The organism is Bacillus paramycoides, from assembly GCF_001884235.1.
GTDB classification, from domain to species: Bacteria; Bacillota; Bacilli; order Bacillales; family Bacillaceae_G; genus Bacillus_A; species Bacillus_A paramycoides.
Genome location: NZ_MAOI01000020.1, coordinates 78,561 through 98,611 on the forward strand (window position 1 = coordinate 78,561; position 20,051 = coordinate 98,611).

Annotated in this window: 23 protein-coding genes and 2 pseudogenes; 8 read left to right on the forward strand and 17 right to left on the reverse strand. The window is 36.0% G+C overall.

Going from position 1 to position 20,051, the window contains the following annotated elements:
• The first annotated feature begins 139 nt into the window (after positions 1–139).
• Complete coding sequence (locus tag BAU28_RS03025) at positions 140–1,489, forward strand: DUF4026 domain-containing protein (RefSeq protein WP_071717695.1); 1,350 nt, start codon at positions 140–142, stop codon at positions 1,487–1,489.
• Positions 1,490–1,553: 64 nt separating this feature from the next.
• On the opposite strand, the gene hemY is transcribed toward BAU28_RS03025, so the two are convergent.
• The 4 genes from hemY to BAU28_RS03045 form a co-directional block, all read right to left on the reverse strand.
• A complete protein-coding gene (hemY, locus tag BAU28_RS03030) occupies positions 1,554–2,975 on the reverse strand; it encodes a protoporphyrinogen oxidase (protein ID WP_071717696.1) in 1,422 nt (473 codons plus the stop codon).
• A gap of 25 nt (positions 2,976–3,000) precedes the next feature.
• The gene (hemH, locus tag BAU28_RS03035; RefSeq protein ID WP_048369810.1) at positions 3,001–3,936 is read right to left on the reverse strand and encodes a ferrochelatase; all 936 of its coding nucleotides are present in this window, start codon (positions 3,934–3,936) and stop codon (positions 3,001–3,003) included.
• A 14-nt stretch (positions 3,937–3,950) separates the two neighbouring features.
• Positions 3,951–4,997 carry a uroporphyrinogen decarboxylase gene (hemE, locus tag BAU28_RS03040; protein ID WP_002170724.1) on the reverse strand — a complete coding sequence of 349 codons (1,047 nt, stop codon included), beginning with the start codon at positions 4,995–4,997 and terminating at the stop codon, positions 3,951–3,953.
• 189 nt (positions 4,998–5,186) lie between these two features.
• Entirely contained in the window at positions 5,187–7,304 is a 2,118-nt protein-coding gene (locus tag BAU28_RS03045) for a transglycosylase domain-containing protein (RefSeq protein ID WP_071717697.1), read from the reverse strand.
• A 127-nt stretch (positions 7,305–7,431) separates the two neighbouring features.
• Between BAU28_RS03045 and hmoB the strand changes: the two genes are divergently transcribed.
• Positions 7,432–7,923 (forward strand): heme-degrading monooxygenase HmoB, encoded by a 492-nt coding sequence (gene hmoB, locus BAU28_RS03050; protein ID WP_071717698.1) that lies wholly within the window; start codon positions 7,432–7,434, stop codon positions 7,921–7,923.
• A 112-nt stretch (positions 7,924–8,035) separates the two neighbouring features.
• Here hmoB and BAU28_RS03055 read toward each other — a convergent pair whose 3' ends face one another.
• From BAU28_RS03055 to BAU28_RS28910, 3 genes and pseudogenes are all read right to left on the reverse strand, one after another.
• Positions 8,036–9,451, reverse strand: coding sequence for a PH domain-containing protein (locus tag BAU28_RS03055; protein WP_071717699.1), 1,416 nt, complete (start codon positions 9,449–9,451; stop codon positions 8,036–8,038).
• Positions 9,444–9,920, reverse strand: coding sequence for a PH domain-containing protein (locus BAU28_RS03060; RefSeq protein WP_002170720.1), 477 nt, complete (start codon positions 9,918–9,920; stop codon positions 9,444–9,446). The genes BAU28_RS03055 and BAU28_RS03060 overlap by 8 nt, the downstream gene beginning before the upstream one ends.
• A gap of 74 nt (positions 9,921–9,994) precedes the next feature.
• Positions 9,995–10,066 (reverse strand): annotated as a pseudogene (locus BAU28_RS28910) (protoporphyrinogen oxidase); the annotation flags it as partial.
• 355 nt (positions 10,067–10,421) lie between these two features.
• On the opposite strand from BAU28_RS28910, the gene BAU28_RS03065 reads away from it, so the two are divergent.
• Positions 10,422–10,805: a hypothetical protein gene (locus BAU28_RS03065; RefSeq protein ID WP_071717700.1), complete on the forward strand. Its 384-nt coding sequence runs from the start codon at positions 10,422–10,424 to the stop codon at positions 10,803–10,805.
• Between the two features lie 74 nt (positions 10,806–10,879).
• On the opposite strand, the gene BAU28_RS03070 is transcribed toward BAU28_RS03065, so the two are convergent.
• From BAU28_RS03070 to BAU28_RS03095, 6 genes and pseudogenes are all read right to left on the reverse strand, one after another.
• On the reverse strand, positions 10,880–11,146 hold the full coding sequence (locus BAU28_RS03070) for a CPCC family cysteine-rich protein (RefSeq protein ID WP_071717701.1): 267 nt from the start codon (positions 11,144–11,146) through the stop codon (positions 10,880–10,882).
• Positions 11,147–11,166: 20 nt separating this feature from the next.
• A pseudogene (locus BAU28_RS03075) lies at positions 11,167–11,587 on the reverse strand (hypothetical protein).
• 108 nt (positions 11,588–11,695) lie between these two features.
• Positions 11,696–13,135, reverse strand: coding sequence for a PH domain-containing protein (locus tag BAU28_RS03080; protein WP_071717702.1), 1,440 nt, complete (start codon positions 13,133–13,135; stop codon positions 11,696–11,698).
• Complete coding sequence (locus tag BAU28_RS03085; RefSeq protein ID WP_071717703.1) at positions 13,128–13,604, reverse strand: PH domain-containing protein; 477 nt, start codon at positions 13,602–13,604, stop codon at positions 13,128–13,130. The genes BAU28_RS03080 and BAU28_RS03085 overlap by 8 nt, the downstream gene beginning before the upstream one ends.
• Before the next feature lie 83 nt (positions 13,605–13,687).
• Entirely contained in the window at positions 13,688–13,867 is a 180-nt protein-coding gene (locus BAU28_RS03090) for a hypothetical protein (protein ID WP_048369833.1), read from the reverse strand.
• A 2-nt stretch (positions 13,868–13,869) separates the two neighbouring features.
• Positions 13,870–14,451: a TetR/AcrR family transcriptional regulator gene (locus tag BAU28_RS03095; RefSeq protein ID WP_071717704.1), complete on the reverse strand. Its 582-nt coding sequence runs from the start codon at positions 14,449–14,451 to the stop codon at positions 13,870–13,872.
• A 31-nt stretch (positions 14,452–14,482) separates the two neighbouring features.
• Here BAU28_RS03095 and BAU28_RS03100 point away from each other — a divergent pair, with 31 nt between their 5' ends.
• The 3 genes from BAU28_RS03100 (at position 14,483) to BAU28_RS03110 (ending at position 15,492) form a co-directional block, all read left to right on the forward strand.
• The gene (locus BAU28_RS03100) at positions 14,483–14,812 is read left to right on the forward strand and encodes a DUF1433 domain-containing protein (RefSeq protein ID WP_071717705.1); all 330 of its coding nucleotides are present in this window, start codon (positions 14,483–14,485) and stop codon (positions 14,810–14,812) included.
• A 293-nt stretch (positions 14,813–15,105) separates the two neighbouring features.
• Positions 15,106–15,303 (forward strand): hypothetical protein, encoded by a 198-nt coding sequence (locus BAU28_RS03105; RefSeq protein ID WP_208610957.1) that lies wholly within the window; start codon positions 15,106–15,108, stop codon positions 15,301–15,303.
• Between the two features lie 36 nt (positions 15,304–15,339).
• Complete coding sequence (locus BAU28_RS03110; protein WP_071717706.1) at positions 15,340–15,492, forward strand: YjcZ family sporulation protein; 153 nt, start codon at positions 15,340–15,342, stop codon at positions 15,490–15,492.
• A gap of 87 nt (positions 15,493–15,579) precedes the next feature.
• Here the strand turns inward: BAU28_RS03110 and ecsC are convergent, their stop codons facing one another.
• Genes ecsC through ecsA form a run of 3 tightly spaced genes read right to left on the reverse strand, consistent with a single transcriptional unit; the run spans position 15,580 to position 18,248 of the window.
• Positions 15,580–16,287 (reverse strand): ecs operon protein EcsC, encoded by a 708-nt coding sequence (gene ecsC / locus BAU28_RS03115; protein ID WP_002170710.1) that lies wholly within the window; start codon positions 16,285–16,287, stop codon positions 15,580–15,582.
• 13 nt (positions 16,288–16,300) lie between these two features.
• Positions 16,301–17,512, reverse strand: a complete 1,212-nt coding sequence (locus tag BAU28_RS03120) for an ABC transporter permease (protein ID WP_071717707.1) — start codon at positions 17,510–17,512, stop codon at positions 16,301–16,303.
• Entirely contained in the window at positions 17,505–18,248 is a 744-nt protein-coding gene (gene ecsA / locus BAU28_RS03125; RefSeq protein ID WP_025149442.1) for an ABC transporter ATP-binding protein EcsA, read from the reverse strand. The genes BAU28_RS03120 and ecsA overlap by 8 nt, the downstream gene beginning before the upstream one ends.
• 579 nt (positions 18,249–18,827) lie before the next feature.
• On the opposite strand from ecsA, the gene BAU28_RS03130 reads away from it, so the two are divergent.
• Positions 18,828–19,262 (forward strand): HIT family protein, encoded by a 435-nt coding sequence (locus tag BAU28_RS03130; protein WP_001016832.1) that lies wholly within the window; start codon positions 18,828–18,830, stop codon positions 19,260–19,262.
• 5 nt (positions 19,263–19,267) lie between these two features.
• On the opposite strand, the gene yhzF is transcribed toward BAU28_RS03130, so the two are convergent.
• A complete protein-coding gene (gene yhzF, locus BAU28_RS31665) occupies positions 19,268–19,438 on the reverse strand; it encodes a membrane protein YhzF (RefSeq protein WP_472873433.1) in 171 nt (56 codons plus the stop codon).
• A gap of 88 nt (positions 19,439–19,526) precedes the next feature.
• Here yhzF and BAU28_RS03135 point away from each other — a divergent pair, with 88 nt between their 5' ends.
• A complete protein-coding gene (locus BAU28_RS03135) occupies positions 19,527–19,889 on the forward strand; it encodes a YtxH domain-containing protein (RefSeq protein ID WP_071717708.1) in 363 nt (120 codons plus the stop codon).
• Positions 19,890–20,051: the final 162 nt, after the last annotated feature.

A 20,051-nucleotide genomic window follows, 5' to 3' on the forward strand; every position in this document is an offset into this window, starting at 1 on the left:
CAAGTTTTCAAACTATAATACAAAATAATAATTTTACACCTTCCACGAATGCGATTTATAATATTAAAGAGATAAAAAACAGAAAATATCGAAAGTTCATTGGCATGTAAAATGGATTCATTTGAATAGGAGTGATTGGATGCAAGCACAAACCGAAACATACCGCGCAGCTATGAATGGAACATTAGAACGTCATTTTTCAGATATGATTGCTGTTATACCAACTAGAATTACAATTGATCAGTTAAAACAACGGCTAGAAACTATCTCTACTAAAGTTGATGAGTTAAAAATTGTCTATAGTGATGAGACAAGCCTTATTGTAGAGTTACATCTGAATGAAAAAGTCATACCATATGAGCTACACATAGATGAAACGGATGATCCAGAAGAATATAAAATGTACAATAGACAAGATTCCACAATCGTAGATCGTACTTTTGAAGATGCTGCTTTTGGCACTGAGATTTTCACACGTACACTATTTGTAGGCGATGTACTCAGCTGTTTTTTCCATCAGTTGCAATTTTTATGGCACCTTGCACCGGACTTGTTATTTGTAATCGATTCTAGTGCAGCCATGAAGGTCATATCTAGAAACTATATTGAATATCACGTTGAGAATGAATTATTGCCTGACATTCCTGACTTATACGTTATTCATTCTGTTTATGAAGACGATACAGAAGGCGAGCCTACGCAATATTGGTTTCATACACACGGCCTTTTAAGAACAGGCGTAACAGAAATAGAATTAATTATTCCAAATCGCATTTCTTCCTACTACGGCATTGGCGATCTTTTTCAAACATTTGCTAATAATGCCGTTGAGAATGGCCAAGTCCCAATGAATGAGCCTATCGTTATCGCACATAGTCAGCAAGGTTCCATACATACAGTAGCCGTTCCGTGGGAAAAAGGTTTATCTTACATTGGACATAAAACGAGTATGGATCAATTATCTTCAATTGAGGATGAAGAAATGAAGATACAGCCAATCGATGCACAAAACGTATTTCTCGGGGGGATGGATGACCGAGATGAATACCATCAATCTCCATCTGTTCTCTTGTTTAAATGTAATACTACCGAAGAATATATCGAAAGCTTTTTCAAAGAACACGAGGAAGCTACAGGGCTCATGTTCTATAAAACAAATAGTGAAACGGATCGTATGGCTTATAATGCGAAAAATACTTTCGGGTATTTCAGCAACATTTTTCACATTGAGCAATCGAATGAAGATTTTCGTTTTCTCGCTAAGTTTGGTGTCTCCTACGAAGAGGGAAAAAGTGAACACATGTGGTTTGAAATGCAAGACATTACGGAAGATATGATTCAAGGAATACTCATTAATGAACCGTATTTTATTGAAGATATGAACGAAGGTAATTCTTATCATTTAGATTTTGAAAATTTAACTGAGTGGGTTATATATGCTGGAGATGCAGTTATAAAACCAAATAACTTATATATGTTTATTGGCTAACAGGTATTTTATTCAATAAACAAAACGCCTTCAATATAATTGAAGGCGTTTTGTTTGAAATATTTTAATGTGCGACTAATTCAGTCTCCATTACTTTCTCCAAATGAGATAATACATGCTTTGCCGCTAATTCTCCTTGATTAATACACGCAGGAAGACCAGAACCAGCGTAAGAACTTCCGGCTAAGTATACACCTGGTAATTCTTTCTCCATAAATGTTGTGAGCTTTTTCATTCGCTCTTTATGGCCTACTGTATACTGAGGCATCGCTTCTTTCCAGCGGCTCACAATTGTGAATTCTGGATCTGCTGTAATATCCATCGTCTTTTGTAAGTCCTCTAATACGAGCTGCACAATTTCCTCATCCGTTTGTTCGACGATCGCTTCATCACCAGGGCGTCCGACGTAACAGCGAAGGAGTGCTTTTCCTTCTGGCGTTGTATGCGGCCACTTTTTATGAGTCCACGTACACGCTGTAATGGAGAAGTCACTATTACGTGATACGACAAATCCCGTTCCGTTAATATCACGCTGAATTGCAGACTTTGGAAAGGCTAATGCCACATTCGCAACTGATGTAGACGGAATGTTACGGAAGAAACGAAACTGCTTGTACTGCGCAAACATAGACGGCAATACTTTATGCGGAGCTGCGACTATAATCGCATCTGCTTCCATTTCTTTTCCGTTACTAAGAGTAATCGTATAGCCATCACCAAGTTTTGCAACTTTCTCAATACGCGTTCCCTTCATTATCGTACCTTCATGAATCTTCACTTCAAGAGATTCTACTAAAGATTCTAAACCGGTTTTTACAGTTTGGAAGATTCCTTTTTTCAGCTCAGCCTTCTCTTCTTTCGGAGTGAGCGTACGCATACCGAGTGAAATACTACGGTGCTCCTGTTCAATTTGATAAATTTGAGGGAATGTTGACATTAAACTCATTTCATCAATATCCCCTGCATAAATACCAGATAATAATGGCTCAATTAAATTTTCAACCACTTCATTTCCTAGACGGTGTCTGAAAAATTGCCCGAGTGATTGATCAGAAACTGGTTTTGATCTAGGCATTAATAAGTCAAAACCAGCTCTTAATTTACCAATTGGGGAGAACAATCTGGAAAATAGAAACGGAGTAATTTGCGTTGGAATTCCCATCATTGATCCGCTCGGCATTTTATGTAACCGATTGTTTACGAGAACGAACGATTGACCGGTCGCATTATTTACAAGTTCATCGCCTAGTCCTAATTCTTTCACTAACCTAGCTGCGCTCTCTTTTCTCGCTAAGAAAGAATCCGGTCCACGTTCAATTGTAAATCCATCTTTTCGAACGGTTTGAATTTTTCCGCCAAGTTTACCCGATGCTTCTATAAGCAATGTATCGAACGGCAAGTTTTTTTCGCGAATTTCTTTTTGTAAGTAATACGCTGTCGATAGGCCTGTAATGCCACCGCCGACGATCACAACTTTTTTCCTCAAAATAGTTTCCCCTTCCCTTTTAGTATTACAATACTTCTTCTTTTTTCTTTAATACAACATCTGTTAAGCAATCAATAAATGCTGCTGATGCGTTTGGCATTTCTGGACGATAATATTTCGCGCCAATTTCGTCTGTTACAACTTTACACTCGAAGTCATTGTCATATAAAACTTCTAAATGTTCAGCAACAAATCCAACTGGTGCATATACGAATGAATTGTAGCCGTACTTTTCATTTAGTTCTCTCGTTAAATCTTGTACATCTGGACCAATCCAAGGGTCTGGTGTATTTCCGGCACTTTGCCATCCCACTGCATAATTTGCTATTTCTGCACCACGTGCAATATAGTCAGCTGTTTCATTTAATTGATCTGGATATGGATCGCCGAGTGCGATAATCTTTTCTGGTAAGCTATGTGCAGATACGATTAACACTGCTTTTTCACGTTCTGCTTCTGACATACCGTTATATATACCTTTCACTGCATCGACCCAATACTGAATGAATTTCGGTTCTTTATACCAGCTATCAATGCCGTGAATTGTTAAGTTTCCAAGTTTTTCTGCTTCTTCTTGCGCTCGTCCTACATACGATTTCACGCTAAAAGTAGAATAGTGAGGCGCAAGAACTAATGCGATTGCATCTTCTATTCCATCATTATGCATAGCTTGTACTGCATCTTCAATGAACGGCTCAATATGTTTCAAACCAAGATACATATGGAATTCCACTTCATCCTGCACTTCATTTAAACGCGTCTCTAACTTCTTAGCTTGCTCTAATGTAATAGTAGCTAAAGGAGAAATACCACCAATTGCACGGTAACGCTCTGTTAAATCTTCTAGCATTTCAGGACTTGGCTTTCTTCCTCTACGAATATGTGTATAATAACGTTCAATATCTTCTTCTTTATACGGCGTTCCGTATGCCATTACAAGCAAACCAATTTTCTTTTTCATACAGCTATTCTCCTTTACTTCGCTAACTGTTCTTTAGAGTATTCATGAATAAATGTAGTTAAACGTTTTAATGTATCTGGATTTACTTCTGGGAATACACCATGACCTAAGTTAAATACGTAACCTGGTTGTTTCATCCCCTGGTCTAAAATACCTTTTACATGTTCTTCAATGACAGACCAAGGTGCTAGTAAGAACGAAGGGTCCATATTTCCTTGTACCGCCTTATGAACACCGCGTGCGCGTGCTTCTTCGATCGGTAAGCGCCAATCTAAACCTACTACATCAAGAGGTAAGTCGTGCCATTCATTCACTAAGTGTCCTGCACCAACACCGTGCATAATCATTGGAACACCCATCGTGCGAACTTCTGCAAAAATACGCTCCATCGCTGGTTTAATAAATACGCGATAATCTGCTACATTTACTGTTCCAACCCAAGAATCGAAAATTTGAACAGCTTTTGCTCCTGCGTTAATTTGCGCTTTTAAATATGTAATAACCATATCTGCAAGCTTATCCATTAAAGCGAACCAAGCTTTCGGCTCTGCATACATGAACGCTTTCGTATTATGATAGTTACGTGAAGGACCACCTTCAATCATATAGCTCGCTAACGTAAATGGAGCTCCTGAGAAACCGATTAACGGAACATCTAACATTTCTGTCGTTAATAAACGAATTGTATCTAGTATGTACGGTACGTCATCTTCTGGATTGATTTCCCCTAGTTTTTCTACGTCTTGTAAAGAGCGAATTGGCTTATCGATTACTGGGCCAATACCAGATTTAATTTCAACATCCACACCAATTGCAGGCAGTGGTGACATAATATCTTTATATAGAATTGCTGCGTCTACGTTATATTGATCAACTGGCAATTTTGTAACATAAGCGCACAACTCTGGATTATGTGTAATTTCAAATAAAGAATATTTCTCTTTTATCTTTCTATATTCCGGCTGTGAACGACCTGCTTGACGCATATACCATGCTGGTACATACTCTGTGCGTTCCCCCCTACATGCTTTTAAAAATGTCTCATTTATATTTCTTACCAAGACCCTTGCTCCCTTCCTTACCGATGCTTTTACTTTAAATATGTTCTATTCCGATATTTATCTTTTTTTACTATACAGCTTGTAAAAACAAAATGCATAATATTATGTACGTTGTTCATTAAATTGACACAAACGTTCGTAAAACCGCTTACTATTTTCACAACATTCTTATTATAGCACAGAGAAAAACTACGGTTTAGCTACTTTTGACTTTTCTCCTTCACGATTCGTTTGTGTGTTATATGGCACAACGTAAAAACTCGGTTTTGAGAATATATTAATAAACTTTTCCTCATATTTCCCCGCTCCTTTTACTGTTCCAACATGAGTATGAATTCCTTTTTCCACTTTATAAATTCGATACATAATTCGCTCATCAGGAAGCGGTGTCCAGCTTAGTTTCATCGCAAATAAACCGAAAGGACTAAATGATAGTTTTGCTTCCACGTTTTTAATCTTATGTAAGCGAATCGGTAGTCCGATTGTTTCAACGCCTGTTGGCCTTTGAAAACTTGCTGTATCTTGTAGGTTGGCTTTCGTTAAAATCTTCTTAAATAAAATCGTTGCAGATGCATTTCCATCTTGTAATTGATGCTCTTTATCAGTGCGATCATAGCCAATCCAAACCGCTCCAACTAAATTCGGCGTATATCCAACAAACCACATATCCCTTGCGCCATGATCGTCATTCGGAAGCGAAGTTGTACCCGTCTTTCCTGCTAGCGCTCCGTTATATACACCTGCTTTCGCTGTACCTTCTTTCACAACTCCTTCAAGCATCTTTGTCATATACCATGCCGTTTGCTTTGAAAAGACTTTCGTTTCAGATTTTGATGATTCACCAATGACTGCACCGTGTCTATTTAGCACTTTATCAATAACGTGCGGTTCGATTATATTCCCATTCGCTAAAAAAGAGCGGTACATTTTAACAAGATCAAATGGAGAAACGCCATTTTTCAATCCACCAAGTGCTGTGCTTAAACCAGAGTCCGCAATATGAACATTCCCTTTCTCTAAATATTGCTTTCCTTCTTCTACCCCTAGCTCATTTAATAAAGATACAGCTGGTACATTGGCCGATTCTAACACTGCATCATACATCGTCATTTCTTTCGTATATTGATGATTATAGTTTCGAGGTTCATAGCCTTCGAAAGAATTTTTTTCATTCGTTAATAAAGAATACGGATTATATTTTTTCGTCTCTAAAGCTGGTCCATATACGATAAGCGGCTTTAAAACAGAACCAGGTTGCCGCTTTGCAAAGACACGATTAAACCCTCTCGGAACATACTCTCTTCCTCCAATCGCCGCTTTAATTCCACCAGTCCGATTATCCATTAATAAAAATGCACCTTGCGCCCCGTTTTCTTTACCAGGGAAATTGCTTACATCTTGAAACTGGTTATATGCTACCTTTTGAACTTTTTCATCCATCGGTACAACAAATGTATATCCTCCGCGCAGTACTTCTTGATGAGACAAACCATATATACGTGCCGCTTCATCGACAACCATATCGATATACGGCATATATGCAAGTTCGCGTTCATCTACATTTTTATAAAGAGCGATTGTCTTCCCTTGATAACGAACACTATCTTCCGCTGTTAAATAGCCTTGTTTATGCATAAGTGACAAAACAAGATCACGGCGCTCTTTACTCTTTTCCAGAGATAAGTACGGCGAATAGCCATTTGGTGCTTTCGGAAGCCCAGCAAGCATCGCCCCTTCTTCTACTGTTAAATCCTCTACATTTTTATTAAAATACAATTTGGCCGCCGCTTGAATACCGTAAGCTCCATGGCCGAAATAAATATGGTTCATATACATTTCAAGAAGTTGCTGTTTCGTATATTTTTGCTCTAACTGAAGAGAAATTGCGACCTCTTTCAATTTGCGCGTAAATGTTTTTTCTCGAGTTAAAAAGACATTTTTAGCTAGTTGCTGCGTAATCGTACTACCGCCTTCTACCTTCTCTCCAGCTAACGTGTCTTTATAGAGCGCCCGAAATATAGAAGGATAGTCAATTCCTTGATGCTCATAAAAACGAGAATCTTCCACAGCCACAAATGCTTGCTGCACGTACTTTGGAATTTGTTCAATCGGTACGAGCTCTCTATTCTCTACATATAATTTCGTAATTTCTTTTCCTTTCTGGTCAACGATACGTGATGAAGAGTGGAAAACGAGCTGCTTTTCATCCATCATATAGCCACCAGCTAACACAATAAGTTTATAGAGTACAATTGCTACTACAAACGTTGCTACCCCGCCTAATAAAGTCCACTTTACTTTCTTCATACATCGGCCTTCTTTCCAAATGATGGTACATTTATTATTTGAAAAAGGACTATCTTTATGTATATAATCTTCGAAGTTTTTTAAGGGAATTGATATAATAGAGACAAACCAAAAAGGGGGCATTAAAATGAAGGCTATTATTTCATACGAAACACCTCTAGAACAAGCACATTTCACTGCAAAAAATAATGAAAAAGATATGTTTTATAAAGAAAATACAGAAGAATCTGTAGAAGGTTCACTTAAGTATGATGTATTAGACGCTGTTGGAGAATTTAAAGGACAACCTGGCTTTATCGTTTGTAACAACATTTCTGTAACAAACGAAGGTCGCCCTGTATTTGAAAACCGTTTTAAAAACCGCGCAGGCCTTATCGAAAACGAACCTGGTTTCCAAGCAATCCGCGTTCTTCGCCCTTTAAGTAATGATACATATGTCATTTTAACGATGTGGGAAACAGAGCAAAACTTTAAAGACTGGACAGAATCACGTTCATTCGAAAATGCTCATAAAAAACGCCCTGCACAAGCAGAAGCGCAGGCGCATCCACATGCCGAACAGCAAAAAAGCATTTTCTCTCGACCATCATTCGTGACTACTTTTGATGTGTTAGTTTAGGTTTTGAGTACGTGATTTGGGGTACAGAGACCGCGGTACATGAAATTATATTAGCGATTTTTCGAATATATCGACTTATCAACAAATCACGACACACAAAAAGGAAACACCATTACACACCGGTGTTTCCTTTTTCTTTGTACCAATTATATATACGAAGTGCATCTTCTTTTCGCATATGCTTCACTTCATAACCGCGCCCAGCTACCGCTACGGGAGTTGTACATAATTTATCTTTTCTTTGAAAATACGATTGATTATAGCCTACTGCTTGAACATGTCTTCGTCGCATCATTCCTGTATATTTCGAAAAATCACGGTACACGACCGTTAGTTGATTTTCTCTTATTGCATAACCGCCATTTTTATATCTAGCATACGCAAGTAACGAAAACACGATAAATAACGGTAAAAGAACAAATAACGCAATATATTGTTTAAAATATATACTCACGCCGACAATTGGAACAGTGAGCATGATACTTATTAACCAGCCCATAATGACATAACGACGCAACGCTGTTTTTGGTAAATGAACGATCTCCTCTTCGATTTCATAAGGTAACTCTAAATATGCGAGCAGGTGCTGTACATCTTTTTTCTTCATAAAAGGATGCAGCATCACTTCGTTACTTGCTGATCCAATACTTTGAATTGCTTCCACTTCAACAGCACAATAACCAAATGGCTGGCGAAGAATACCTTCTTTCACAGTAATCGCTTGAATGCGGTGCAATTTTAAGACAAACTCTTTCTTTTCAAATAACCCTTGAACGATACAAATCTCTTCCCCTTTTCGCTCAATTTTAAAGTTTGCATATTTTAACACATATCCAGCCGTAGAAATAATCCATGAAATCGCCATTAAAATTACTGCAATCAAAATTAGTTTATAGACACCATTCCCCATCACATACGCTTCTATTTTATTTGTGAACCTTTCCGGAAGAACATAATCAAACTTTGTGTAAAGAAGTACTAGTCCAGAAAACACTAGTCCGAACCGACCAGATGTAATCGCTGCTGCTAAAACTTCTTTCGATGTTAACTGATAAACCGTCTTGCTTTCTTCCTCTTCTATTTCTTCATTTACGGTAATTTCTTTCTTATGTAATAAAGAGATTAAATGTTTTGCTTCCTCTTCCTTAATACCCGCTAACATCACTTCTGGCTCACTACCGCCGCCCGCTACTTCTATATTTAACTTCGTAAGTCCAAGTATTTGATAAATGATGTTAGAAGACGTACTGATATTTTGCACACGGTCTTTATTTAAGTAGCTTTCCTTCTTTACAAAGACACCGTGCTTTATATGTAAAATATTATTCTCAATCCAGTACACTTTAAAATACCATTTAATTGCTGAAAAAATAGCCATAATGCATAAAATAAACAAAAGGAAAAGATAAAATAAATACCAAGGTTCCACTTGTTCATCAGGTTTAAATAAAACAAGAATAATAAGTGGCAACAAACTCGCAACCCTAATACCTAATAATATCGTGATTGGATGTTGCCTCTTATACATCCTCATCACTCACCTTCGCCAGTTCTCCAATTTGTCTTTTTAACTGTTCTGCTTCTTCTTTCGTTAAACCAGGAATACTATGAGAAGTTGCCGCTGTTGAAATGTGTAATTCTGCTAAATTATACTTTCTCATAATTGGCCCCTGTTCAATCGTAACGTGCTGCACACGAATCATTGGAATAAGTACTCGCTTTACAACGAACATGCCCTTTTGAATTTCAATCTCTTCTTCATTTAACCTATAACTATAATAGCGTTGACGTAAATTTGGAAATACAAAATAATCAAGCGGTATGTATATAATGGCTCCCGTTACTAGCAATCCAAACAACCAGCCCCACCAATGAAAATTAATCATAAAAAAGAAATATGCAATTACGACTGCTAGTATAACTGCTGCTCCAATTAAAGCGTGAATTCTCCACACTTTAAGCATATTAGAATGAATCTCTCTTTCTAACGGTTGCATGACATCACTCCAACTATATGAATTTATTAATTACATATTAGTTGTTATATACATTTTTGTAAATTTATAGTTTTCTACATCGTATCAAGAACTTCTTTAAAATTCCCTTCATTAATTGAATACACTTGAAGCCGGATGTAATCTATAAAGAAAGAAGAGCCGATAGCCGCTCTTCTTTCTACAAATCATTTCTTCTATCACACGCAAATAATGTTTTTTAGGACGTTGTTTTTTCCAATCATAAAACTTTACTTCGAGCACTATAATTCACTCCTTTTAATAAAAAAACACTATAAAAATAGTGTAATCCTACAACATCATAGCCTCACACATCAATTATATAAAAATAAAGCTAGTTTTTTATAAATTTTTTGATATAATTACATACGGGAAACGGGAAGAATTTTGTCTTCCCTTGTGTTTTTATTTGCATCTAGTTCTTTTGCTAGATGCTTTTTTTATATCATTTTACATAACTTATATAGTAAGAGGATGATCCCATTGAAAAAATTTGCCGTTAGTTATTTAACATGCTTACTAGTTTTCTCTATTGTTGTGAATATTTTACAGTATACACTAATTCCAAATTATGCAGATTCATGGGGGCCGATTTGGGTATCCATTATTATGTATGCCATTCTTGGAAGTATTCCTGTTCTTATTGGTTGTTTATTAGGGGAGTTTTGTTATAGAAAAGTAAAAAGAAGTCACGAATTAAAAGTTGGAATTCCTGTATTTATACTGTTAGGTATTTCCTACAATCATTTATTCTTTATGTGGTTTAACAACAGAGATTTTCTATCCTTTAATTTAGAAGCCTTTTTGGACACCGGCCTTCCTATTACTTTATCATCTTTAATGTTTTACCTTATAAGACGGCGGTAATTCTTTATTCACTAAATAAAAAAATGTTATTACTTCTCTTTATTTAAGTAATAACATTTTTATTTATAAACTACTTAACAAATTTGCTTCCAACTAGCATCCTTTATATCTTCACTAGTCGGTTTTCTAACTAATCCAGCACATCGCTTTTCACAAGCACCAAACACAATGAAATTTTTCTGCGCTTGTCTTAACGAAGTTTCATTTGCGCCGCCTTCAAGGTCAGGATCTTTAAACTGAACAGGATCATCTTCCCAATAACATATTTTACAAATTTCATATGTACCTGGTGGTTCTTCTTCTAATGTTTTATATCCGCAGCATGGGCAAGTGTATTTCATTTGGTCACTCCATTATCAACTTATTTTCTCTCCCATATATTCCGACTCACAAAGAATGTAACAGCGCAAATCATAGTCATCCCCATGAAATACATCATTTGAAGAGTACTAGAATCTTCATATGTAGTTGGAATTCCTATCGTTACGAAAAAAAAGATAAAAACAATATTAAAAGCTAAAAGCAGATATAATATAGCTTGATTTAAATGGTAAAATGATAAATCTAAACAATAACTCTCCAAGAAGACATCCACCTAAAATAATAGGTGTTCCAAAATACAATGTAAGGACTCCCATTTGCGAAGTAGCTTGAATTAAATTTCCAAGTACGGTCGAAGTCTCCTCATTAAATCTTTCCATTCTATCATATAACTCAAGTACCGTTAATGAAACAAATAAACTTAATATAGAAAATGAATACGGAATTAAAAATTTGCTCATTCTCAATCTCATTCACCTTACTTTTTTGCTTCACATATATTACTCATTATTTTCTACCATTTTCACATAGAAAAATAACCCGTCTTCCACGAAAGACGAGCCATTCAATTAACTCTCACTTATTCTCTTCTTATACCAATCCTGCATTCTCTCCGCATCTTCTACTCTTATATGCTCTAATTTATAACTCGATGATGCACTAGAAAACTTGTACGTACATAAATGTGCTCGGCGCTGGAAATATGATTGTGTCTTCTCAATTGATTGAACGTGTCTTCTTCTTACAAGCCCTGTATATTTCCCGACACTGCGATACACAATTGTAATTTGCTCTCCTTTGACGCTGTAACCATTTGTTTTAAATGTTGCATATCCAAGTGTAAAGATGAGGATAGCGAGCGGTAATAAAGCCCACATAATGACGTACTTTTCAAAGTATATACTTATTCCCGTAATCGGAATTGCCAGCATGGCGAAGAGTAGAAAACTATCTATTAAATAACGACGCAACGCTGCTTTTGGTAATGATGTAATGTTTGTATTCAGTTCATATGGTAATTGTAAATGCGCAAGTAAATCTTGCACACGATCTTTTCGAATGATCGGATGCAGCGTAACCTTTTCCTCTTTTCCCTCACTTTGAATTACTTCTACTTGCACAGCACAGTAACCGAACGGTTGGCGTAAAATACCTTCTCTTATTGTAATCCCTTGAATGCGGTGTAACTTTAGTACAAGTTCTTTCCTTTCAAGCAAACCTTGAGAAATACGGACTTCATCATTTCTTCGATTCACCGTGAAATTCCCATGTTTTAACGCGTAACCGATTGTGGATATAATCCAAGAAACGACGAGGAAAATGGCTACCATGTAAATCCAGCCATATATATCATGATCCATTACATACGACTCTACTCGATTTTTTATCCATTTCGGAATGTACTCATCCACTTGGTTATAAACGAAAAGTATTAAAGAGAATAGTAATCCAAATTGGCCCGATGTAACAGATGCTAACAAAATTTCTTTCCAAGTTAATTTGTATTCTGTCGCTTGTTTTTCCTCTGTAATGATTTCTTTTTCTACTACTTCTTCTGATGTTTCTTCTGTTTCTGCTGTTTTTACTGCCTTAGCTGGCTCATTTAGCATCACAATGAGCTCTGTCGCCTCTTCTATCGTAATACCAGCTAAACTAACTTCCGGATCATTTCCTCCGCCAGCTGTTTCGATTTTAATTTTCTTTAAACCGAGTATTTGATATAACACGCTCGAACTTGTATTAATCGTTTGAACACGTTCTTTATTTAAGTAACTCTCCTTTTTCACAAAGAGGCCTTGCTTAATGTGCAATACGTTATTTTCGACCCAGTATACTGTGTAATACCATTTTTCAATCACTGAAAAAATCGTAATTAAGGCGAATCCAGCGGGAACTAAATACCAAAATGGGAACTTTCCGTTTAAACTAAACATGAAAATAATTAATGGTAAAAAGTCTGTTACTTTTAATTCTAATAACATCGTGATTGGATGCTGCCTCTTATACATCCTCATCACTCACCTTCGCTAATTCTGCGATTTTCGTTTTTAGCATCTCTGCTTCATACATCGTTAAACCTGGGATGCTATGAGAAGTTGCCGCCGTTGAAATATGCAGTTCTGCTAATCCGTATTGTCTCATAATTGGCCCTTGCTCAATCGTTACGTGCTGTACACGAATCATCGGAACTAATACACGTTTTATAACGAAAAGACCGTGTTGAATTTCAAGCTCTTCTTCATTTAATTGATAGCTATAATAACGCTGACGCAATTTCGGAAACGTAAAGTAATCAAACGGCGTATACACGATTGTTAATCCGATGAGCACATAGAAAATCCAAGCCCACCAATTAAACTTAATCATAAGGAAAAGATATGCCAAAATGACTATAATACTAATTCCTAGCTCAATTAAGGAACGCGTTTTCCACACCTTGACCATGTCAGGGTGAATTTCATTTTTCAATGGCTGCATGTAACCACTCCAAATCTAGTAATCTAATATATGAATTCTCTTAAGTTACATTTTACATAATTTCACAGAAAATGAGAATGCTATTATTTCCCTTCTTCCTTGTCTTTTTTCTCAGGAATAAAATATCCGAACCAAAGTAGCCAAATGAAACCAATTAACGAAAACCAACCTTTATCACCTTGAAAAGCATCAATCATACTTGGGATTTTATAAACCCCAATAAATCCAAGAAAACCGAGCCACCAATTTTTCTGCATTCTCATCTCTATTCCTCCTTCATTACATTTTTCACATTTTGAATCCAAATTTCTTTATACTTTAAATTGAATCCCATTAACATGTAGTTGTTCATATTATCAATAACGAGCGCTAACGTATGAGCGTTTGCTTCTGTTGCATGTTGCGACACAACTCCCAGCTCCACACCTTTTTTCAATAAATCGTGAAATCCATTTAAGAACTCTTCTTGTATTTCAAATAAGCGTTTCTGATACTTTTCATTTCGCGTCGCAGTTACAATAAATTCATTTATAACGCGGAGTATTTCTTGTTCCCCTTCATACCCAGACAACATATGTAAGCCATCTGCGATTAATTTTTCTTCAAATTTTTCTTTCGTATATTGTTCTTTATCGAAGTAATTGGCGAAATGATACCCAGAAAAAATCTCTTCAAATAAAAAATCAACTAGCGCTTCTTTAGACGGGAAATGATAATAAATAGCTGGCTTTGATATTCCAACTTCTTTCGCAATCATTGAAAGACTTATCTTCTCAATACCATGCTCTGCCATTAGTTTAAATGATGCTTCTACAATGTTCTGCGATGTTTGTATATTTTTTGTCATATAATAAAGATACCATTACTAGAGGGTATATATGGAAATAAAAAAGAAGAATATTGGTATATTTTTATTTTCCGCTTTAATATTTACTATTTTAGTAGGGTGTAATGTGGAAAATAATAAAGAAGAAGAAATCATTACTAAAGCAAAAGAAGAAACTATTAAATACTTCAAGGAGAAGGAAAACGTAGATGTAACTATTACTAAACATAAATTCACTCCAAATGATCTTCAAACAATTTTTATATCTGGTTATGTAACAGATGACAAAAATAAAGAATTTAGTGTTGCAGTTGAATACGCTAATAACTATTATATCAGTACCATTTCAACCACCAAAAATTTCGAACTAAAACATGATTAGTTAACGGTTCGTTGAAATATCTTTTCTTTATAAAAATCCAAAATAAACCTATACCGTCAAAAACACTCGTAGATTGTATCTACGAGTGTTTTTTTACAATCCTTAAGTACAGTCGAGAAACATACAAGCTATTAAAAACCGTGGGGACACCTATAAATATTTCAAAAGCAATAAAATAATCTCTAAACACGGAAAATATGAATAAATCAGGAAAAGTTTACAGTTCACATAAAAGTAAGGGAATATATGGTATGTTATTATTAAGATCTAAATATATAAGGGGTGAAATAAAGGTGGAAGCTGAAACGAAATCAAAGATTTGGGAATACGTTGGCTGGGGGGCTATTGTTATTGTCGGAGCTATTGCAACTTTTGGCGTTATGATGCTAATATTTGGCGATCCCAAAACTAAATACAAATCTCAAGAAGTTACAACGGAGAAACAAGAAATCACTATTACAAATCAACAATTTACTTCTAAAAAAGCATAAAGTAAAATAACCCCATAAAAAACAAGGGGCGTTAATATGGGATATGGCGGTAAGGGTGATAGTGGTGATAGTGGCGGCGGTGAAGATGGCAAAGATGGTAAGAGCGGTGGTAGCGGATTTATATTACTCATTGTGCTCTTTATCGTATTAATCATAATTGGAGCCAGCTATAGCGGACTTGGTTTCTAAGAAAAGACACAATTCAGTTAGTTATAACAACAAAAAAGAAGGCATCCTAAATTACACATTTAAGGTGCCTTCTTTTTGTAAAGCAAATCAATTCCTATTAATCAACCGCATACGATAACAATTCACCGTCACTTCCCCAAGCCTTTGCAATAATTGATAATTTGCATATGCTCCGACTGGGGCACCGATGATTGGAACGAGCTGGAGCATTTTTGCTAAATCAATATAGTCTCGGTACTCTGTTTGGAACCTTTCCCAGTCCATATGATTTTCTTCTTCTGTATCCCACGTTTCAATAGCTTTCCATATTTCTTTTCTATGATCATCACTAGAAAAAGCAAGTTGGAAAACGTGAAGAATAAAAAGGCGTTCTTCTTTTTTACTCGTATCAAATCCGTACAATGTTGCCGCATCAAATAAAAACTTAATTTTAATGCTGAGGAGTAGCGGAAAATCAGCAAGGCCAAGGAGAATACCACCTGCTCCTGTTCCTGCCCCTTCTGCCGCTGCGACTTTTTTATATTCATCTAATTTTTTACGTACTTCATCGTCTCGTCTTTGCAGTGACCAGTTCGTTTCTTTTAGCTTCGGTTTTATGAAGTTTGATCCAGCACTAATTGTTTGTACCATCATCCGAATCGTTTCTGTTAGTACCTTTTGCACTTTCGCGGGCACTAGCTGTTGTACTTTCACCTGCACTTTTTTAGAGAACCGTGTCATCATAGAAGAATCTTTCATGAATGTAGCTTTCCACTGCTCCAATTCTTTTATAACCTTCTCTTCATATGTAATCATAGGTTCATTCCTTTCAGTTTAAACGCTCAATGCGTTTCGCCCCGTACTGGTAAACGAAACCGATACTAAATAATATGCTTACGACAAATAAAATGACTGTCATCATGAAATCTTTCGTCGCAAGTGCAAATGTAATTGTAAATACACCGCTACCAATGATGAGAATCGCATTTAATAAAGTAAGAAAATCTTTCTTCTTCTCCTCTACCCCTACTGGATATAAATCAAGCCAAATTTTCATGCGGTGATGTTTCCAAAGAGTTAATAGCTGGTAACCGATTAAGTATAAGAAAACAAGACTTACGATAAAGCGTCCATATAAAAATGGAATAAAGTAAAGAATGACTCCTCCAAGAACGAGTAAGCGCATATATAATCCGAAATAGTTACCTGATCTTAAAAACGTTCTCGTATATAAGTATAAATATGTACGTTTCTCACCGATTATCGAAAGAATGAAATCAAGCCATTTTCGGCGTGATACTCTCTCTTTTAATGCTGGTACATCAACGAACATATTCGCGATGCGGTATAATAGCATCATTTTTTTACCTTCTTCAGAAATTAAATACTCCCAGTTCAGCGGCTTTCCTTTTACCTTTTGATGCATAACAGCAAGGTATAGCACCATTAAAAAGAGGATTACGCCGATAAAAATGATTGAAGTACGTTCTATAAGGAAGTACACGAATAAGCCGTTTAAGATAAAACGAACGAACCAATCTGCTTTTTGAACAGTTTGATCTGTTAAAAATGATTTTTCCCACGCTACGAATAAATTCCACACTTTTACAATGACAAACGCGATTACAATCCATATGTAAGCCGCTCCTGTTTGCTTCATTTGCTGGAAGTATAACGGGGCAAGCGCAGCTGCTACGATTGCGATTATGTATAACTGAATCATAAACGTAAAGAGAAATGCCTTTGTAAAATAAGGCTTTAACTTTTCTTCAACTGGTAGCAAATAAACGAGATCTGCTTCTTTTAATAACGTTTGTATGGATCCGGCTGTTAATACGAGGCCAAGTAAGACTGCCATAACGATTGCCGTAGGAAACGAAGGTGTTAACGTTTGTAACCATTGCTGGTAATAATACGCTCCTGCACCGATGATAAATACGAAAATAAATTTCAAATGATCGTTAAATACGTATTTACTATATGTACGAACTTCTTTTAGAAAGTGCCGGAATCGTTCTTTCCATAACGCTGTGCTATTCATAATCTTCTTCCTTTGTTAACGCAATGTAAATATCATCTAACGTTGCACCAGGCATGTTAAATTGTGATTGCAGTTCAGATAACGTTCCCTTCGCTCTTACTTCACCTTGATGCAAAATAATGAACGAATCACAATAGCGCTCTGCTGTCGCTAAAATATGTGTACTCATTAATATGCCTGCACCGCTCTTTTTCATTTGATCCATCATTTGAAGAAGTGATTGAATCGCTAAAGGATCAAGCCCAACGAAAGGTTCGTCCACAATGTAAAGAGATGGTTCAACGAGAAATGCACTCATAATCATTACTTTTTGTTTCATCCCTTTTGAGAAATGAGACGGAAACCATTTCAAACGATTTTTCATGCGAAACTCTTGTAATAGTTGTCCTACGCGTTCTTCATATTGTTTTTCATCTACACCGTACGCCATCGCTGTTAATTTCAAATGTTCTTCTAACGTTAACTCATCATATAATACTGGCGTTTCTGGAATGAAGGAGAAACTAGAACGGTACGCTGTCATATCATCACGTATTGTTTTCCCGTTAATTGTGACAGTTCCTTTTTTCGGTTCCATTAAACCGATGATATGTTTAATTGTCGTACTTTTACCAGCTCCATTTAAACCGATTAAGCCAACAAGTTCGCCTTTATTAACAGAGAACGAAACATTTTGCAGTACAGGTCGTTTCGTATATCCTCCTGTAACATTTTCTACACGCAATAACTCGCTCATACGACACCACTTTCTTCATTTATATTCATTCTCTTTTCTAAGAAATGTATATATTCATCTTACCAAAAATCATCGTGCACTACATAGTATCGATGTTTTCAAAAAAAAATAAATTTCTTGGCATATATTTTTACGAAAGCGGACATCATAATTAGTGAAGAAGGAACACATTGAAAAAGCAACCACCAATTGATGAGTATAACAACATAGTGAAGTCATCATGAAATGGGGTGTCCATGTTGGACAAAGAAATTTACACATAACCAGATCATTTGTTTCATTTTCGAAACGGGGTGTCTCCGAAAGAGCATATACTGTTTTAAAAAATAAACAATTTCATTTTAAAAAAGATTGCAATATCATTTCACTTGAAAATGGGGTGTCTACGGCAGAAACTTTAGCCGATTTACCATGCATTTCTTAAATAAATGAGGTGTCTGCGAACCGTAAATTATAAAAAATGCTTTTTCAATCCCTCTTCAGAAAACAGGAAGCTGAGTCAGCTTCCTGTTTTTCGTGTTTGTTCTCCTATGTAATTATGGTAAAATACGGCTAAGGCTATTTGAAAGGATGAGATCGATGAATCATACAGCGGACAATTGTATTTTTTGTAAAATCATTGACGGGCAAATCCCTTGCTCAAAAGTATACGAAGATGAGCATGTACTTGCATTTTTAGATATTAGTCAAGTAACAAAAGGACATACTCTTGTTATTCCAAAAGTACACAAACAAGACATTTTTGCGTTAACGCCAGAAATCGCATCACATATTTTTGCTGTCGTTCCAAAAATCGCAAATGCAATGAAAGCAGAATTTAATCCAGTTGGCTTTAACCTACTTAACAATAACGGTGAAAAAGCTGGACAAACTGTATTCCACTTCCACCTTCATTTAATTCCACGCTACGGTGAAAACGATGGTTTCGGTGCTGTTTGGAAATCACACCAAAATGAATACACAATGGAAAATTTACAAAACATCGCAAGCACAATTGCAAATAGTGTGAAATAGTGCCACTATAAAAAGACGTAAAACATAACTGTACATAACAAGCTAATTCCTCCGAAAGAAATATATTGCATAGCTTGTTTCTTCATCCAAAATGCCGGAGGATATAACCTTTTCTGTTTTACGAAAAAAAGTAAATGCATAGCACGTACAAGGAAGAAAAGAATTACGATAAAAATAAATTATCGCTAATAACCTCCTTGTCTTAAGCATATGCACACTTTTATACATCATGAATACGAACGAAAAATAAGGAGGTTTCCTTTTATGTCAAAAGCTAAATCCTTTATTACAGGTGTAATTTGCGGCGGAGCAGTTGCTGGACTAGCCGTTCTTTTCTCAACTCCTTCTTCTGGTAAAGATATGCGCGGTAAGCTGAAAGAAAAAGGAACTGATATTAAAAAGACTTTAGCTGATATTACAGCTGATACAAAGTTATTAAAGCGTCAAATCATTGAAACTGCTTCAGAAGGTAAAGAAGTATTTCAAGAGCTAAAAGATGATATGCACGACACTCTTTCTAACTGGAGACAAGATATTTCTCAAAATAAGCGTCATATTGAACAAGAAATTTTAGACATTCAAAAGTCAATTGAGAAACTACAAGATGCTGTTCCAGAAAAAGCGTAAACATATTCACGCTTAGTTTTTTGCATATAACAAATATTTTTCATACGAATTGACCTTAACACGGCATATCACATAGATATGCCGTGTTTTTATGCATTTACAATATATGTTATCCCTTAACATGTACAGACAACACATGTATTCTCGACTCATAAAACGTTT

Coding starts and splice junctions, on each gene's coding strand:
- BAU28_RS03025 (WP_071717695.1), top strand. CDS start 140: ATGCAAGCACAAACCGAAACATACCGCGCAGCTATGAATGGAACATTA.
- hemH (WP_048369810.1), bottom strand. CDS start 3,936: ATGAAAAAGAAAATTGGTTTGCTTGTAATGGCATACGGAACGCCGTAT.
- BAU28_RS03045 (WP_071717697.1), bottom strand. CDS start 7,304: ATGAAGAAAGTAAAGTGGACTTTATTAGGCGGGGTAGCAACGTTTGTA.
- hmoB (WP_071717698.1), top strand. CDS start 7,432: ATGAAGGCTATTATTTCATACGAAACACCTCTAGAACAAGCACATTTC.
- BAU28_RS03055 (WP_071717699.1), bottom strand. CDS start 9,451: ATGTATAAGAGGCAACATCCAATCACGATATTATTAGGTATTAGGGTT.
- BAU28_RS03060 (WP_002170720.1), bottom strand. CDS start 9,920: ATGCAACCGTTAGAAAGAGAGATTCATTCTAATATGCTTAAAGTGTGG.
- BAU28_RS03070 (WP_071717701.1), bottom strand. CDS start 11,146: ATGAAATACACTTGCCCATGCTGCGGATATAAAACATTAGAAGAAGAA.
- BAU28_RS03080 (WP_071717702.1), bottom strand. CDS start 13,135: ATGTATAAGAGGCAGCATCCAATCACGATGTTATTAGAATTAAAAGTA.
- BAU28_RS03085 (WP_071717703.1), bottom strand. CDS start 13,604: ATGCAGCCATTGAAAAATGAAATTCACCCTGACATGGTCAAGGTGTGG.
- BAU28_RS03090 (WP_048369833.1), bottom strand. CDS start 13,867: ATGAGAATGCAGAAAAATTGGTGGCTCGGTTTTCTTGGATTTATTGGG.
- BAU28_RS03095 (WP_071717704.1), bottom strand. CDS start 14,451: ATGACAAAAAATATACAAACATCGCAGAACATTGTAGAAGCATCATTT.
- BAU28_RS03100 (WP_071717705.1), top strand. CDS start 14,483: ATGGAAATAAAAAAGAAGAATATTGGTATATTTTTATTTTCCGCTTTA.
- BAU28_RS03110 (WP_071717706.1), top strand. CDS start 15,340: ATGGGATATGGCGGTAAGGGTGATAGTGGTGATAGTGGCGGCGGTGAA.
- ecsC (WP_002170710.1), bottom strand. CDS start 16,287: ATGATTACATATGAAGAGAAGGTTATAAAAGAATTGGAGCAGTGGAAA.
- BAU28_RS03120 (WP_071717707.1), bottom strand. CDS start 17,512: ATGAATAGCACAGCGTTATGGAAAGAACGATTCCGGCACTTTCTAAAA.
- ecsA (WP_025149442.1), bottom strand. CDS start 18,248: ATGAGCGAGTTATTGCGTGTAGAAAATGTTACAGGAGGATATACGAAA.
- BAU28_RS03130 (WP_001016832.1), top strand. CDS start 18,828: ATGAATCATACAGCGGACAATTGTATTTTTTGTAAAATCATTGACGGG.
- BAU28_RS03135 (WP_071717708.1), top strand. CDS start 19,527: ATGTCAAAAGCTAAATCCTTTATTACAGGTGTAATTTGCGGCGGAGCA.